Source organism: Actinosynnema sp. NPDC059797 (assembly GCF_042732085.1).
GTDB lineage: Bacteria > Actinomycetota > Actinomycetes > Mycobacteriales > Pseudonocardiaceae > Actinosynnema.
The window spans coordinates 13,840-29,214 of sequence record NZ_JBHWIE010000007.1 but is presented as its reverse complement, the minus strand read 5'-3'; the positions used below and the strand labels follow the sequence as shown (position 1 = coordinate 29,214).

General features: G+C 74.1%; 14 protein-coding genes. 6 read left to right on the top strand and 8 right to left on the bottom strand.

Annotated features, from left to right (window positions below; all coding sequences use genetic code 11):
• Positions 1 to 17: 17 nt before the first annotated feature.
• A complete protein-coding gene (locus tag ACFV4N_RS04085; protein WP_499671017.1) occupies positions 18 to 323 on the bottom strand; it encodes a hypothetical protein in 306 nt (101 codons plus the stop codon).
• Between the two features lie 55 nt (positions 324 to 378).
• Entirely contained in the window at positions 379 to 1,272 is an 894-nt protein-coding gene (locus ACFV4N_RS04080; RefSeq protein WP_499671016.1) for an SDR family NAD(P)-dependent oxidoreductase, read from the bottom strand.
• 91 nt (positions 1,273 to 1,363) lie between these two features.
• Between ACFV4N_RS04080 and ACFV4N_RS04075 the strand changes: the two genes are divergently transcribed.
• From ACFV4N_RS04075 to ACFV4N_RS04065, 3 genes are all read left to right on the top strand, one after another.
• Entirely contained in the window at positions 1,364 to 1,957 is a 594-nt protein-coding gene (locus ACFV4N_RS04075; RefSeq protein WP_499671015.1) for a TetR/AcrR family transcriptional regulator, read from the top strand.
• A gap of 183 nt (positions 1,958 to 2,140) precedes the next feature.
• Entirely contained in the window at positions 2,141 to 2,941 is an 801-nt protein-coding gene (locus ACFV4N_RS04070) for an IclR family transcriptional regulator (RefSeq protein WP_499671014.1), read from the top strand.
• Positions 2,942 to 2,943: 2 nt separating this feature from the next.
• The gene (locus ACFV4N_RS04065; RefSeq protein ID WP_499671013.1) at positions 2,944 to 3,771 is read left to right on the top strand and encodes a hypothetical protein; all 828 of its coding nucleotides are present in this window, start codon (positions 2,944 to 2,946) and stop codon (positions 3,769 to 3,771) included.
• A gap of 15 nt (positions 3,772 to 3,786) precedes the next feature.
• Here the strand turns inward: ACFV4N_RS04065 and ACFV4N_RS04060 are convergent, their stop codons facing one another.
• Together ACFV4N_RS04060 and ACFV4N_RS04055 are read right to left on the bottom strand one after the other, a co-directional pair.
• The gene (locus ACFV4N_RS04060) at positions 3,787 to 4,536 is read right to left on the bottom strand and encodes an acyltransferase (RefSeq protein WP_499671012.1); all 750 of its coding nucleotides are present in this window, start codon (positions 4,534 to 4,536) and stop codon (positions 3,787 to 3,789) included.
• Positions 4,537 to 4,545: 9 nt separating this feature from the next.
• A complete protein-coding gene (locus ACFV4N_RS04055; RefSeq protein ID WP_499671011.1) occupies positions 4,546 to 5,001 on the bottom strand; it encodes a GNAT family N-acetyltransferase in 456 nt (151 codons plus the stop codon).
• Between ACFV4N_RS04055 and ACFV4N_RS04050 the strand changes: the two genes are divergently transcribed.
• Together ACFV4N_RS04050 and ACFV4N_RS04045 are read left to right on the top strand one after the other, a co-directional pair.
• The gene (locus tag ACFV4N_RS04050) at positions 4,993 to 5,946 is read left to right on the top strand and encodes a nucleoside hydrolase (protein ID WP_499671010.1); all 954 of its coding nucleotides are present in this window, start codon (positions 4,993 to 4,995) and stop codon (positions 5,944 to 5,946) included. The two genes, ACFV4N_RS04055 and ACFV4N_RS04050, sit on opposite strands and share 9 nt — an antisense overlap.
• A 60-nt stretch (positions 5,947 to 6,006) precedes the next feature.
• Complete coding sequence (locus tag ACFV4N_RS04045; protein WP_499671009.1) at positions 6,007 to 9,162, top strand: NACHT domain-containing protein; 3,156 nt, start codon at positions 6,007 to 6,009, stop codon at positions 9,160 to 9,162.
• On the opposite strand, the gene ACFV4N_RS04040 is transcribed toward ACFV4N_RS04045, so the two are convergent.
• The 4 genes from ACFV4N_RS04040 to ACFV4N_RS04025 all read right to left on the bottom strand — a co-directional run bounded on the left by ACFV4N_RS04040 (position 9,077) and on the right by ACFV4N_RS04025 (position 12,802).
• Positions 9,077 to 10,228, bottom strand: a complete 1,152-nt coding sequence (locus ACFV4N_RS04040) for a THUMP-like domain-containing protein (protein WP_499671008.1) — start codon at positions 10,226 to 10,228, stop codon at positions 9,077 to 9,079. The two genes, ACFV4N_RS04045 and ACFV4N_RS04040, sit on opposite strands and share 86 nt — an antisense overlap.
• The gene (locus ACFV4N_RS04035; RefSeq protein ID WP_499671007.1) at positions 10,228 to 11,190 is read right to left on the bottom strand and encodes a class I SAM-dependent methyltransferase; all 963 of its coding nucleotides are present in this window, start codon (positions 11,188 to 11,190) and stop codon (positions 10,228 to 10,230) included. Before ACFV4N_RS04035 ends, ACFV4N_RS04040 begins: the two co-directional genes overlap by 1 nt.
• Positions 11,180 to 11,959, bottom strand: a complete 780-nt coding sequence (locus tag ACFV4N_RS04030; protein ID WP_499671006.1) for an enoyl-CoA hydratase/isomerase family protein — start codon at positions 11,957 to 11,959, stop codon at positions 11,180 to 11,182. The genes ACFV4N_RS04035 and ACFV4N_RS04030 overlap by 11 nt, the downstream gene beginning before the upstream one ends.
• A gap of 72 nt (positions 11,960 to 12,031) precedes the next feature.
• A complete protein-coding gene (locus tag ACFV4N_RS04025) occupies positions 12,032 to 12,802 on the bottom strand; it encodes an ABC transporter ATP-binding protein (RefSeq protein WP_499671084.1) in 771 nt (256 codons plus the stop codon).
• Between the two features lie 175 nt (positions 12,803 to 12,977).
• On the opposite strand from ACFV4N_RS04025, the gene glgX reads away from it, so the two are divergent.
• The gene (gene glgX / locus ACFV4N_RS04020) at positions 12,978 to 15,086 is read left to right on the top strand and encodes a glycogen debranching protein GlgX (protein WP_499671005.1); all 2,109 of its coding nucleotides are present in this window, start codon (positions 12,978 to 12,980) and stop codon (positions 15,084 to 15,086) included.
• Positions 15,087 to 15,375: the final 289 nt, after the last annotated feature.

The following is a 15,375-nucleotide window of genomic DNA, read 5'->3' as shown; positions in this document are numbered from 1 at the left end:
GCCCCGGGCGTGCGGGCTCAGACGTGCGGCACGGCCCCGTGCGCCGGGTCGTCCGCGACCGCCACCTCGCGGTGGCGCAGGCCGAACGTGCGGCAGGAGTCGACGGGCTCGTCGAGGTGGAGGGCCGGGAACGGCGCGGGCGCGGTCGGCGTCGTGTCCGGCTCGGGGCAGTGCCACGTCAGCCGCCGCACGCCCAGGCCGCCGGCGTTCTCCCGGGCGCTCCACCCGGGCCCGTCGGGCAGCAGCGCCAGGTCGGTCGACTCCACGACCCCGCAGTCGTAGGGGGCGCTCTCCCGGAACCCCACCAGTTCACCCGGCCGCACGGCCCCATCCTGCCGTGCGGCCGGGCCGTGCGGGCGGGCCGTGCGGGCGGCGGGGTCAGGAGGGCAGCTCCGGCAGCAGCATCCGCCGCCCGGCCGCGACGCCGCCGTCCACCGGGACCGCCGCCCCGGTCAGGTACCCCAGCTCGTCGGAGGCCAGGGCCAGCACGGCGCGGGCGATGTCGGCGGGCGACGCCACCCGCTTCAGGCCGTCCACGTTGAGCTGCCCCAGGGCCGCCTTCGCCCGCTCCCACGTGGCGTCGTCCAGGTCGGGCGGGCGGATCATGGGCGTGTCGGTGATGCCCGGCAGGATCGCGTTGACGCGGATGCCGTCACCGCCGTACTCCAGCGCCGCGGACCGCACGAGCGCCCGCACGGCCTGCTTGGTCGCCTGGTAGGTCGACAGGTCCGGCCTGCCCACGTCCGCGCCCACCGACGAGTTCACGATGATGTGCCCGCCGCCCGCCGCGAGCATGTGCGGCACCTGGTGCTTCATCGCCAGGAACACGCCGCGGGCGTTGGTGTCGACCACGTCGTCCCACTGCTCGACCGTCACCTCGTGCAGCCGGGAGCTGACCTGCACCCCCGCGTTGTTGAACGCGACGTCCACCCGGCCGTACCGCCGCACCGCGCCGTCCACGAAGCGCCGCACCGACGCCGGGTCGCGCACGTCCGCCTCGATGTAGGTGGCGTCGCCGCCGGCCGACCGGATGCCGCGCTCCACCTCGCGCCCCAGCGCGGTCCGCCGCCCGCAGAACGCCACCCTGGCGCCCTCCGCCGCGAACGCGCGCGCCGTCGCCTCGCCGATCCCGGACGTCCCGCCGGTGATCTGCACGACCTTGCCCGCGTACCGGCCGCGCCCGCCCGCCGCCGCGGCCCGGGGCGCGGCGACCGCGGCCACCCCCGCGCCGAGCGCCCCGCCCAGCACCGCGCGTCGACTGTGGTCCCCCATGACGAGCCTCCCAAAAGCAACTTGATGTTGCTTTTAGTCTCCGGGTGATCGCCGCTTCGCGCAACCACGAGTTGCGTTAAGGTTCTCCGGCGTGCCCGAACAGCCACGACGCCGCCCCGGTGGGCGCAGCGCGCTGGTGCGCGCCGCCGTCCTCGAAGCGGGGCTCGCCGAACTCGCGGAAACCGGCTACCACGGCCTGAGCCTGGAGGGCGTGGCCAGGCGCGCGGGCGTGAACAAGACGACCCTCTACCGCCGCTGGGGCACGCGCGAGGCGCTGCTCCTGGACGCCGTCCGGGCCCGTGCCGCCGCCCGGGTGCCGATCCCCGACACCGGCTCGCTGCGCGAGGACCTGCTGGCGCTGGCGCGCGACGCCATCGGCAACCTGGCCACGGCGGAGGTGCAGGCGGTCGTCCGGGCCGCCGTCGCGCTGTCGCCGCACGACGAGGCCCTCGCCGCCACCACCCGCGCGTTCTGGGCCGAGCGGCTCGACGTGGACGGCGCGGTCGTGCGGCGCGCCGTCGAGCGCGGCGAGATCGCGCCGGTGGACCCGGAGCGGGTGGTCGAGGCGGTGCTCGGGCCGCCCTACTTCCACCTGCTCGTCACCGGCCGGCCCGTCGCCGACGACTTCCTGGTCGCCACCGTCGACCTCGTGGTGCGCGGGCTCCCGCGCCCCGGCGCGCCGTGACACCGGTTCCGTTGAGCGGAACCGGGCCGCGCACCGGCCGCCGCCCCTTCTGTTCGATCATGCTTCGACCAGGGTCGCGCGGGGCCGTTTCCGCCGAACGGAACCGAGGTCTGTGCCTACTCGCGCGTCGCGAGGATCCTCCGGTGGTGACGGGGAACCACTGATCCGGAGGTACGGACGGGGATGGGGAACGGGGGCAACGGCCGCTCGGTCACCTCGCGCGCGCTGGACCTGCTCGGCGCGTTCGACGTCGAGCACCCGACGCTGACGCTGAGCGAGCTGGCCGCGCGGTGCGACATGCCGATGGCCACGGCGCACCGGCTCGTCGGCGAGCTGGAGGCGTGGCGGGCGCTGGAGCGCAACGCGGACAACCGCTACCAGGTGGGCCTCAGGCTGTGGGAGGTCGGCCTGCTGTCGCCGGTGCCGCGCCGGCTGCGGGAGATCGCGCTGCCGTTCATGCAGGACCTCTACGAGCGCAGCAAGGAGAACATCCACTTCGCGGTGCGCAAGGGCCACGACGCGCTCTACATCGCCAAGCTCACCGGCCACAAGGCCGTGCCGATCATCTCGCGCGAGGGCACCCGGCTGCCCATGCACCCGACCGGCGTGGGCAAGGCGCTGCTGGCGTTCGCGAGCGAGGAGTTCATCGAGACCTACTGCGCGCGGCCGCTGGCGCGCTGCACCCGGCACACCATCGTCGAACCGGGCAGGCTGCGCCGGGAGCTGGCGCTCACCCGCGCCCGCGGCTACGCGCTGACCAACGAGGAGATGACGCTCGGGTCGTGCTCGGTGGCCGTCCCGGTGTTCGACGCCGACGGCCGGGTCGAGGCGGCGCTGGGCGTGGTCGTGCACAGCGTGCGCGGCAACCTCACCCGCTACGTGCCCGACCTCAAGGCGGAGGCCGCCAAGATCGCCCAGACCATGAACGAGCACCGCGCGGACCCGTACCCGGGTTTCGTGCACGACCTGCCGGACGAGGTGTAGCCGTGCCCTGGGACCAACTGCTCGCGTCGATCACGGGCGGGTGCCTGGTGGCCGCGGCCGTCGCCGCCCGCCGGGCCGTCCGCCGGCGCGCGGTGCCGCGGGCGCTGTCCCGCTGGGTGCCGCGGCGGAGCTACCTCGACACCGTGCTGCGCCTCTCGCGGAGCGAGGACGTCGAGCGCCTGGACGCGTTCGTGCCCAACCTCCGGCCCGCCGGGCACGACGAGGCGCTGCGCGACCTCCAGGTCGAGTGGCAGCGCATCAACGGCGAGCGGGGTGTGCGCCTGGTGACCGGGCAGCACCACGCCTGCCTGAAGGCGGGCGCGGAACTCCTCGGCCGGGGCGTCGAGGTCCGCGTCGCGCCGGGGCTCGGCGGCGACGACCTGTCCTACCACGTGTTCACCGGCAAGGGGCACTGCACCGTGCTCAACCACCGCGACGGCGACCGCGACCGCCCCAACCGGCTCGACGGCACCCCGACCGCCAGGGTGTTCCAGGCCCACTTCGAGGACCTGTGGACCCGGGCGTCGCCGCTGGAGGCCGTGCTGGCGGACCACCTGCGGCGCTCGCTGCGCCGGGAGCACGACCTGGCGGAGGCCGCGGTCCGGCTGCGCGAGCTGAGGGCGAAGTACGGGCTGAACCCGGTGGTGGCGAAGGTCGTGGCGCGGCACTTCGCGGCGCGGCGGTCGGCGGCGGCCACGACCACCACGACCGCCACCACGACCGCGGCCGTCGCCGAGCCGCCGGGCGCGGGGGCGCTGCTGCGGCACCTGGTCTCGAAGCTGTTCCCGGCGCCGCCCGGAGCGCCGGACCGGCCGCCCACGACCCGCTGAGGGCCCCAGGGGGCGTCAGGAGGAGCCGTTGCGCGAGCGCTCCAGGGCCTCCTCGGCCTTGCGCGCCATGTCGGCGACGGCGGCGCGGCGCACCGCGTCGGCCTCGTAGTCCTCGCGCCGGTCCTTGACCACGCGGGCCGGGATGCCGACGGCGATCTTGAAGTCCGGCACGTCGCCGCGCACCACGGCGTGCGCGCCGACCACGCAGCCGCGCCCGATGCGCGTGCCGCGGGTGACCGTGACCTTCGTGCCCAGCCAGCAGTCCGGGCCGATGCGCACCGGCGACTTCACGATGCCCTGGTCCTTGATCGGCAGCGTGATGTCGGCCGTGACGTGGTCGAAATCGCAGATGTAGACCCAGTCCGCGACCAGGGTCGCCGCGCCGATCTCCACGTCCAGGTAGCAGTTGACCGTGTTGTCCTTGCCGAACACCGCCTTGTCGCCGATGCGCAGCGACCCCTCGTGGCAGCGGATGGCGTTGCCGTCGCCGATGTGCACCCAGCGGCCGATCTCCAGCCGGCCGTAGCCGGGGCGGCAGTGCAGCTCGACGCCCTTGCCCAGGAACACCATGCCGCGCAGCACCACGTGCGGGTTGGCCAGCCGGAACCGCAGCAGCCGCCAGTACCGCACCAGGTACCAGGGCGTGTAGGCGCGGTGCCGGAGGACCCAGCGCAGCGACGCCGCGGTGAGGAAGCGGGCCTGCGCGGGGTCACGGCGCGAACCGCGCCACCTGCGCCACACCGGGGCTCCCCACATGCTCGTCATGCGGGCACCCTAACCGGCGGCGCCCGCACCCGCCCGGACCAGGCGTCCCCCGCCCACCTCGACGAACCCGTGGCGCAGGTAGAGCGCCCGCGCGCGGTCGTTGCCCGCCGACACGGACAGCTCCACCGACCGGGGCGCGGCCCACGCCACCACCGCCTCCACCAGCGCGTCGCCCACACCGCGCCCGCGCGCCGCCGGCGCCACCCACAGCGAGGCCATCAGCACGGGGTCGCCGTCCTTGCCGCTGGCCATGCCCACGTGCCCGCCGTCCAGCACGGCCACCACGTTCAGCCACCCGGACAGCCGCTGCCGCCACCGCGCCTCCGACACCGACGCCCAGTCCTCGTAGCGGGAGGTGAACGCGTGGGGCGCCTCCCGCAGGGCGGCCAGCCGCAGCGACCGCCACAGCGCCCACTCGTCGCCCCCGAGCGGCCGGACCTCGACCGCCGGACCAGGATGGTGCACGTGACGACCCCCCTCATCATCGACACCGACCCGGGCGTGGACGACGCGTTCGCCCTCGCGCTCGCCGCCGCCAGCCCTGAGGTCGAACTGCTCGGCGTGACCACGGTGTTCGGCAACGTCCCCCTGGCCGACACTACGGCCAACGCCCTGCGCCTGCGCGCCCTCCTGCGCCGCGAGGACGTGCCGGTCGCGGCGGGCGCGGACCGCCCGCTGGTGCACCCGCAGCCGAGGCTGTCCAGCGCCCACGGCTCCGACGGGCTGTCCGGCGCGCGCGGCACCCTGCCCGAGCCGACCCGGGCCGCCGACCCGCGCGACGCCGTCACGCTGATGCGCGAGCTGCTGGAGGCGGCCGACCGGCCCGTCACGATCGTCCCGATCGGACCCCTGACCAACGTCGCGCTGCTGCTGGCCGCGCACCCCCGCCTCAAGGAGAAGATCGGCCGGCTGGTCGTCATGGGCGGCGGGGTGGACAGCGGCAACGTCACCCCCGGCGCCGAGTTCAACCTGTGGTGCGACCCCGAGGCCGCGCGCCGGGTGCTGGTCGAGGAGGACGTGCCCACCACGGTCGTGCCGGTCGACCTGACCCACCGGTGCGCGGTGGGCGCGGAGTGGCTGGCGGAGCTGGCGCGGACCTCCGCGACCGGCGCGGCGCTCGTCGGCCTCACCGGCGAGTACCTGGACACCTACCGCCGGATCCTGGGCCTGGACGGCATCGTGGTGCACGACGCCGTCGCGGTGGCCGAGGCGATCCGGCCGGGCATCCTCGCGGCCACCCCGTTCGCGGCGGACGTGGACTGCTCGTTCGGGCCGAACCGGGGCGCGCTGCTGGTGGACCGGCGGTGGGAGGTCCCGGGGCCGGCGAACCTGGACGTGGCCCTGGACACCGACCTGGACGGGCTGCGGTCGTTCCTGTTCGAGCGGCTGGCCTCGCTCGGCGGCGCGTAACGCCGTCCCGCCGCGCCCCGATCTCCTCCCCGACCGCGACCGCCAGCTCGGGAGGCACGCTTGGCCCGGCTCCCGTCGGCGACCACCGTCATGGTGGTCACCTTCGCCATCGCCCTGGTGGGGAACATGGCCACCAACACGGTCTCCGTCAACAAGCCCTGGTGGCCGTTCCTGACGTGGGGCACCGTCGTGGGGCTGATCGCCTGGGTGATCCGCGCGGAACGCGGAGGACGGCGCGACGCCGATCACGACGATCTGCCGGGAGTCGTCGATCGGCTGGCCGCGGTGGTGCGCAAGCAGTGGCTGGACGAGATCGCCCGGCAACCGGTCAACGACCCTCGCCCGCTCCGGGTGCGGTGGGACCCCGCACCGGCCGACCTGGTCGCGAGTTGGGCCGACATCACGCGATTAGCCGTGGACGGGGTCGGCGGACCGGGCGACGGGGACCGCGCCTCGTGGGCCGCCTCGGCCGGTGAGCTGGCAGGCTCCGACCTCCTCGCGGTGTGGCGGAAGGTCCCCACGAGGAGGCTGGTGGTGCTCGGCGGGCCCGGCACGGGCAAGACCGTGCTGCTCGCGGGGTTCGTGATCGGTCTGCTGAACCCGAAGACCCGCGTCAAGGGCTCCCCGGTGCCCGTGTTGGTCTCCGTCGCCTCGTGGAACCCCGACGACCAGGACCTGCCCACCTGGCTGGCCGAGCGGCTGGCCGTCGACCACCCCGCGCTCGCCCGGAGGACCGCGACCGGCACGTCGCTGCTGCGCCTGCTGCTGGACGAGAAGTTGATCATCATGGTCCTGGACGGCCTTGACGAGATCCCCGCACCGCTGCGCGCCCGGGCGGTCGTGGAGATGAACAAGGTGCTCGCCGGCGGCGTGCCGCTGGTGGTCAGCAGCCGCACCGACGCCTACCGGGACGCCACCCGCCCGCCGAACGGCGCGGAAGTCACCCTGACGGGCGCGGCGGGCATCCGGTTGCGGCCGCTGGACGTCGCCGACGTGATCTCCTACCTGCGCAGCAGCGCGGGCAGCCCCCGGCACGCACCCCGCTGGGACCGCGTCGCGGAGGCCCTGGCCCGCGGCGGCCCGTTGGCCCGGACCCTGGCGACCCCACTGATGACGACCCTGGCCGGGGAGGTCCACAACCCGCACCGGGACGCGACGCCGACCACTGACCTGCCGAACCCTGATCTGCTGGTCGACCTGCCCGACCGCGAGGCGATCGAGCGCCACCTGTTCGACGGTTTCATCTCGGCCGCGTACCGGCCACATCCGACCAGGCCCACGCGATGGCGCGCGGAGCAGGCCCGGCAGTGGCTCGGCTACCTGGCGTTCCACCTCGAACGCCACCGCGGGGGCCGGCCGGACCTGGCGTGGTGGCGGTTGCACCTGAGAACCGGGCCCAGGTCCCCGTCCTGGCTCGCCGGGTGGGCTGTCGGTGCCCTGGCGGCCCTGGCGGCAGGGGTCGCGGCGACATCCCTGTACTCGGCGGCCTATTCGAGCAACTCCTTCGGGTGGACCGGGCTCACGGTGTGCGTCACCGCGTACCTGGTCTTCGGATCGGTGTGGTGGCTCACCGGCCGGTTCGGCGCCGCGCTCACCGCGAGTGCCGTGACGGCCGTCGCGGGAGGTCTCGCCATCGACCTCGTCGGCGACCTCTCCTCCGGGCCGACGACGCCCGTGCTGATGATCGCGGCCGGGTTCGCCTCGGGGTTGGCGCACCCGTTGCGCGAGGCGGGGCGGTCGGCCGTACGGGCCGGAGCCCTGGTGGGGTTGACGACCCTGGTCGTCTACACGGCCCTGTACTCGACGCACACGTCGTTCCCGACCGCGCTGAACGCCGCGAGCGTGGACGCCGCCCTCACGGGGCTCCTCGTGCTGGTCTCCGCCTCCCTGGCGGGAGCCCGCGCGGGACGGCCCACCGGGCGGGCGCTCGCCGCCTTCGCCGTGGCGATCGGTGCGCTGCGCGGCACCACCGCGTGGTTCGCGGGGGAGGACTGGCTGGGGACGTCCTTCACGAACCACGAGGTGGTGGTCGCGATCTCGGTGGCCGTGGTGGACGCGGCGCTCGCGGCCGTGGTCCTCCTGGTCGCCCTCCTGCTGACCGGTCGGGGCAGCCGCCGGGACCAGGTGGTGGTCTGCCTGCTGGTCGTGCTGGTGGCGGGTGCGAACCACAGCGTCCACTTCGGTTTCCCCGCCGGGGTGACGACGGCGTCGCTGACAGCGGTCTGCTGCCTGTTCGTCCGGCCGCCGGTGGCCGCGGGCGGGCGGTCGCTCCGGCCCGCGGTCCTGGGCATCGGCGTCGTGGTGGTCGCCGTCGCCTGCGCGTTCGCGTACCTGCCGGACGCGGTGGTGTGGGAGGTGGCGGCGCCGGCCACGGCGGCGATCGTCGTCATCGCCCTGGGGGACCTCCTGGCGCGGCGGGACCACCAGCCGCGGGACTGGCTGCGGGTGCCCCTCCGGGCGGGGCTCGGCTACGGCGTCCTGCACGCCCTGTATTACGGCCCGGTGGACGGGCTCGCCGTCGGGGTGGTCGTCGGCTTGGCGGTGGAGCTGGTCGACCGCCGGTTGAGGGCCGACGTGCCCGCGGAGGGGTTGAGGTTGACGATTCGCGGGCTGCTGTCTGGTGTCCCCGTCGCGGTGGTGGTGAGCGCGTTGTTGATCTGGCGGTACGACGTGCTGACCTCCGGCCTGCTCGCCCTGGTCGTCGGTGCGGCCGTGGGACTCGCCTACGGGATGGAGGTGCCTCGCGGCCTCACCGCTGTCCGGACACCGGCCCAGGTGCTGGCACGCGACCGCGCGGTGTTCCTGGTGACCACGGCCGTCGTCGCGCTGGCGGTCGCCGTCGCGGTCGGGTTCGTCTCCGGCACCGGCGCCGGGTTCGACGTGGTCACCGGGCTCGTCGGCGGCCTGACCCACGGAGTGGTCACCGGTGTCCTGGTCGCGGCCGGTCGCACGCGGTGGCCGCGCTGGTTCGTGACCCGGTGCGCGCTCGCGCTGACCAAGCGCGTGCCGTGGCGGCTGATGACGTTCTTGGAGGACGCCCATGCCGTGCACGGCGTCCTGCGCCAGAACGGCGCCACCTACCAGTTCCGCCACCTGGAGGTGCAGCGCCGCCTCGCCGCCACCTGGGCGGCTAAGTCCGCTCCGCGTGGCACAGCAGGTACACCGGCCGCGACCCCACGCGGGTCAGCGCGACCGTCGCCTCGCCCGACCCGGTGAGCTTCAGCCGCCGCCGCAGGGTGTTCGGGTCCACGTCCAGGCCCCGCACCAGGATCTCCAGCCGCCCCACGTCGTGCGCGCGCAGCACCTGCCGCAGGGTCTTCTCGCCGTAGTGGCCGTGCTCGACGACGCGGAACGCGCGGACGCCCGGCGGCGGCGTCGGGCCGGTCAGGTAGGCGATCCGCTCGTCGAGCTGCGCCAGCCCGTGCCGGGCCGCGTAGTGCCGGACCAGGCCGGCCCGCACCACCGCGCCGTCCGGGTCGACCAGCCACTCGCCGGGCCCGGTGACCGGGCAGTCGTCCGGCTCGGCGGAGGTGATCGTCCAGGCCGGGCCGCCCGAGCGGAGCACCGTGGCGCGCCGCGAGACGCCCGGCGTGGCCAGGCCCCTGGTCCACAGGCACGCCTCGCGCACCTGGCCGTCCAGGGACACCAGCTCGACCTCGTCCGCCCACGGCGCCACCGCGAAGTCCACGCCCGGCGCGCACTTGACCGCCAGGTCGCGGGAGGCGTGGGCGGCGGCCAGCCCGTCCAGCGGCGGCGCGAAGTCCTCCGGCCGCCACGTCCGCCGCCCGGCCGAGTCCCGCCGCGCCGGGTCGGCGAGCACCGCCACCCCGCGGGACACCGGCCGCAGCGCGTCGGCGCGCACCAGCGGCACGCCGTCGCCCAGGTTGTGCCGCGCCATGGCCAGCCGCACGGGGTCCAGGTCCGAGCCGAGGGAACCGGGCGGCAGCGCCACCAGGTCCGCCCCGATCGAGCAGGTCACGTCGTGCACGGGTCCGGTGAACCGGCTCGCCCGGTGCACCGCCACCGGGTGCGCGGTGGCCTGCTGGAGGGCGTCGGAGGTGAACAGGCCGTCCGCGAACGGCACCTTGCCCGCGGCGCGGCGGCGCAGCAGCAGGGTCTCCAGCACGGCCGCGAAGTGGTCCGGCGACACCTCCTTGGCCAGCCGCACGTCGCGCAGCCGCGACGCGTCGGTCAGCGGCAGGTCCGCCAACGCCGACAACGCGGCGCGCCCGGCGTCCGACCGCAGGTGCGCCACGTCGTCGAGGCTGAACGCGTACCCCACTAGACCGGCTTGCGGCCCGTCACCGAGACGTTGTAGAAGACCTCGCGCGGCAGGACCTTCGCCAGCACGTTCTGGTCCACCCACGACAGCCGCTGCCAGGTGCGGTAGGCGAACATGGCCCACCCGAACCCGAGCTTCTCCCGCGGCACGGCCGCCTCGAACGTGCGCACCGGCCAGCCGAACAGCGCCGCCGACAGCTCGTCGGTCACCGCCCGCACGTCCACCGCGCCCGCGCCGCGCGCCACCCGCTCCAGCGAGCCGGGGTCGAAGGTGTGCAGGTCGACCACGGCCTCCAGGGCCGCCGCCCGCGACGACTCGTCCAGCTCCTCCTGGGGCCGCCGCCAGTCGTTGAGCGGCCCGAGCTTCGTCACGTTCGTGGTCAGCCACCAGGTGAGCTGGCCGAGCTTGCGCGCGTAGGCGTTGCCGATGTTCGTCGGGTCGCCCGCGAACACGAACTTCCCGCCCGGCTTGAGCACCCGCAGCACCTCGCGCATGGCCGCGGGGACGTCCGGGATGTGGTGCAGCACCGCGTGGCCGACGACCAGGTCGAACGTGTCGTCGTCGTACGGGATGCGCTCGGCGTCGGCGACCCGGCCGTCCACCGGCAGGCCCAGGTGCTCCGCGTTGCGCAGCGCCACCTCCACCATGCCCGGCGACAGGTCGGTCACCGAGCCCTTCTCGACCACGTCGCCCTGCATGAGGTTGAGCAGGAAGAACCCGGTGCCGCAGCCCAGTTCCAGCGCGTGCCCGTAGGGCCCGACGTCGCCCGCGGCCGCGCGGAACCGGTCGGTGGCGTAGGTGATGCAGCGCTCGTCGTAGGAGATGGACCACTTCTCGTCGTAGGTGCCCGCCTCCCAGTCGTGGTAGAGCACGTTGGCGAGCTTGGGGTCGCCGTAGGCCGCCTGGACCTCCTCGGCGGTGGCGTGCGGGTGCGGTTTCGGGTCGACTGGATCAACGGCCATCGAACTTCGCCTTCCCCGGCCCGTTCTCGATGAACGACGCCATGCCCGTCTTCTGGTCCTCGGTGGCGAACATCGCCGCGAACAGGTGGCTCTCCAGCTTCAGGCCGCCGGCCAGGTCGGTGTCCAGGCCGCCGTCGATCGCGGCCTTGGCGGCGGCGTACGCGCGCGCCGGGCCGTCGACGAACTGACCCGCCCACCGCCTGGCCGCCTCGTACACGTCGTCCGGCGCGACGACCTCGTCGACCATGCCGATGCGCAGGGCCTCCTCCGCGCCGACGAACCGGCCGGTGTAGATGAGGTCCTTGGCGCGCGACGGGCCGATCAGGCGGGGCAGGCGCTGGGTGCCGCCCATGCCGGGGATGACGCCGAGCAGGATCTCCGGCTGGCCGACCTTGGCGTTGTCGCCCGCGATGCGCCGGTCCGCGCACAGCGCCAGCTCGAAGCCGCCGCCCAGCGCGTAGCCGGTGATGGCGGCCACGGTCGGCTTGGGGATCTCCTCCACCGCGCGCAGCGCCGACGTCAGCGCGCCCGCGCGCGTCGCCATCTCGGCGTAGGACAGCTCGGCCATCTCCTTGATGTCCGCGCCCGCGGCGAACACCTTCGGACCGCCGTAGACGATCACCGACCGCACGTCGGCGCGGTCGGCGGCCTCCAGCGCGGCGGCCCGGATCTCCTCCTGGACCTGCCTGTTGAGCGCGTTCATCGGCGGGCGGTCCAGCCGGATGGTGCCGATACCGCCCTCGACTTCGAGCCCCACGAACTCAGCCACGCCGTCCTCCTCGACCCGTGTCGGTAGGCCCCGCAGGTTACTCCTGGGTAGCCAGAGCGCCCGTCGAACCCGCTACGCCTGCTTGCGGCGGGCGAAGTACCGGTCGCCCGCCCGCTGGAGCTCCAGCGGCTGGTCGAACGTCTTCGACAGGTTCTCCTCGGTCAGCACGTCGTCCAGCAGGCCCTGCGCCACGACACCGCCGTCACGCAGCAGCAGCGCGTGCGTGAAGCCCGGCGGGATCTCCTCCACGTGGTGCGTGACCAGCACCATCGCCGGCGCGTCCGGGTCGAGGGCCAGCTCCGACAACCGGGCCACCAGGTCCTCCCGGCCGCCCAGGTCCAGGCCCGCGGCCGGCTCGTCGAGCAGCAGCAGCTCCGGGTCCGTCATCAGGGCCCGGGCGATCAGCGTGCGCTTGCGCTCGCCCTCGGACAGGGTGCCGAACGTGCGGTCGGACAGGTGCTCGATGCCCAGCGCGCCCAGCAGCTCCCGCGCGCGGCCGGTGTCGAGCTTGTCGTACTCCTCGCGCCACCGGCCCAGCACCGCGTACCCGGCGCTGACCACCAGGTCGACGACCTTCTCCTCGTTCGGCACGCGGTTCGCCAGCGCCGCCGAGCACAGCCCGATGCGGGGCCGCAGCTCGAACACGTCCGTGCGCCCGACCCGCTCGCCGAGCAGGTGGAGCTTGCCCTTGGTCGGGTGCAGCTCGGCGCCCGCCAAACGCAGCAGCGTGGTCTTGCCCGCGCCGTTGGGTCCGAGCACCACCCACCGCTCGTCCAGCTCCACGCCCCAGTCGACGTCCCCGACCAGCGTGGTCCTGCCCCGTCGAACCGAAACACCCTGCATGTGGATGACCAGATCTTCGTTTTCCACGCTCGTCCTCGCCCCGATCGACACCTACCCCGCGCCATTGTTCTGCAAGGCCCGTGGCGGCGGGTGCGGTGGGGGCGGTTGGTGTGACGTTGTCGTAGCGCGGCGTGCTCGTTCCCGAACCGTCGGTGCGTGCTGGGAGGATCAGGACATGCCCGCCGACTCCATCCTGCTCGCCGGCCGACCGTTCCCCCTCGGCGCCCACCCCGAGGCCGGAGGGGTGCGCTTCGCCGTCTCCGCACCGCCCGCCGACGCCGTCGAGGTGTGCCTGATCAGCGAAGACGGCACCGAGGAGAGGGTGGAGCTGACCGAGCGGACGTTCGGCGTCTGGCACGGGCTGATCTCCGGCGTGACCCCCGGCCAGCGCTACGGCTACCGGGTGCACGGCCCCTACGACCCGTCGCGCGGCCTGCGCTGCAACCCGGCGAAGATCCTCGTGGACCCGTATGCGACGAGGATCACGGGCGGGTTGACCGACCTGCGGGCGGCGCTGGGCTACGTGGGCGACCCGATGCACGGCGGCCCGTCGCCGGTGGACTCGCTGGGCAGCGTGCCGCTGTCGGTGGTGACCTCGCCGGGCGGGCCGGACACCGGCGTGAAGCCCCAGGTGCCGTTCGAGGAGGCGGTGGTCTACGAGCTGCACGTGCGGGGGTTCACGAAGCGGCACCCCGGCGTGCCCGAGCACCTGCGCGGCACCTACCTGGGGCTGGCGCACCCGACCGTGGTGGAGCACCTGGTTCGGCTGGGCGTGACCACGGTCGAGCTGCTGCCCGTGCAGGCGTTCGTGGACGAGCCGTCGCTGGTCGAGGCCGGTCGGCACAACTACTGGGGCTACTCGCCGCTGAGCTGGTTCGCGCCGCACCCCGGGTACGCCAGCGAGCCGGGGCGCGAGGTCGAGGAGTTCCGGACCATGGTGTCCGCGCTGCACTCGGCGAACATCGAGGTCGTGATCGACGTGGTCTACAACCACACCTGCGAGGGCGGGCCGGACGGTCCGACGCTGTGCTACCGGGGGTTCGACGCGCCCGGCTACTACCTGCACATCGAGGGCGGCGGCACCCTGGACATCACCGGGTGCGGCAACACCACCGAGGCCGGGTCGCCGCAGTTCGTGAGGCTGGTCACGGACTCGCTGCGGTACTGGGCGACCGAGATGGGCGTGGACGGGTTCCGGTTCGACCTGGCGTCCACGCTGGGCCGGCCGGGCGGCCGGGGGTTCGACCGGGCGTCGGCGATGCTCACCGCGATCACCTCGGACCCGGTGCTGTCGCGGTGCAAGCTGATCGCGGAGCCGTGGGACGCGACCGGCGACGGGTACCGGGTGGGCGACTTCGGCGTGCAGTGGGCCGAGTGGAACGGCCGGTACCGGGACACCGTGCGCGACTTCTGGCGGGGCATGACGAACGTGCGCGACCTGGCCTACCGGCTGTCCGGGTCGTCCGACCTGTACGCCGACGACCTGCGGCGGCCGTGGCAGTCGATCAACTTCGTCACCGCGCACGACGGGTTCACGCTGCGCGACCTGGTGTCGTACAACGAGAAGCACAACCTGGCCAACGGCGAGGACAACCGCGACGGCACCAACGACAACCGGTCGTGGAACTGCGGCGTCGAGGGCGACACGGACGACGCCGCGGTGCTGGCGCTGCGGGCGCGGCAGGCGCGCAACCTCTTCGCCACCCTGCTGCTGTCCACCGGCACCCCGATGATCACCGCGGGTGACGAGCAGTGGCGCACGCAGCTGGGCAACAACAACGCGTACTGCCTGGACGACGAGACGTCGTGGGTGGACTGGGAGCTGTCGCCGGAGGGCGCGTCGATGCTGGCCTTCGCCCGGCGCGTGATCAACCTGCGGGCGGACAGCCCGGCGCTGCGGCAGCCGCAGTTCTTCGACGGCCGCACCACGCCGTCGGGCGCGCCGGACCTGGTGTGGTTCCGCCCGGACGGCGAGGAGATGGCCGAGACGGACTGGTTCGACGACGGCAGGCGGTTCCTGGGCATGTGGATCGACGGGTCCACGTCGCTGTCCCGCTCGCGCGACGGCGAACTGGTGTCGGACCACTCGTGGCTGCTGCTCGTGCACGCCGGGCCGGACGCGATCGAGGTCACCCTGCCGGGGCCGGAGTACGGCGGCCGCTACGAACCGGTGCTGGACACCACGACGGCCGACGGCTCGCCCGCGTCACCGGGCTCGCTGGCCGCCGGCACGAAGGTGACCCTGGCCGGCCGCTCGCTGGCGCTGTTCCGCGTGCCGGACTAATCCCCGCCCATTCCCCTTCCCCCGATTCCCACCGGAATTCACGGAAACCTCCACAATTCATCGCCTTCCCTCGGTTCCCGAGGTTTTCCCGGACACTGGGACGCACTGCGTCCCGGTGCTCCTCGTGGCACCATGCCGGAATGGGCCGACAGCTGCTGACCTGGTGCGATCGCACGGTTGACCTGCTGCTGGTCGCGTCGTGCGGCTGTAGTCGGACGCGGCGCGGCCGGTGAGCTGACTTTCAGCCCCGGAATACGCCGCGCCGCGTCCTGATCGCTACTCGCACTTC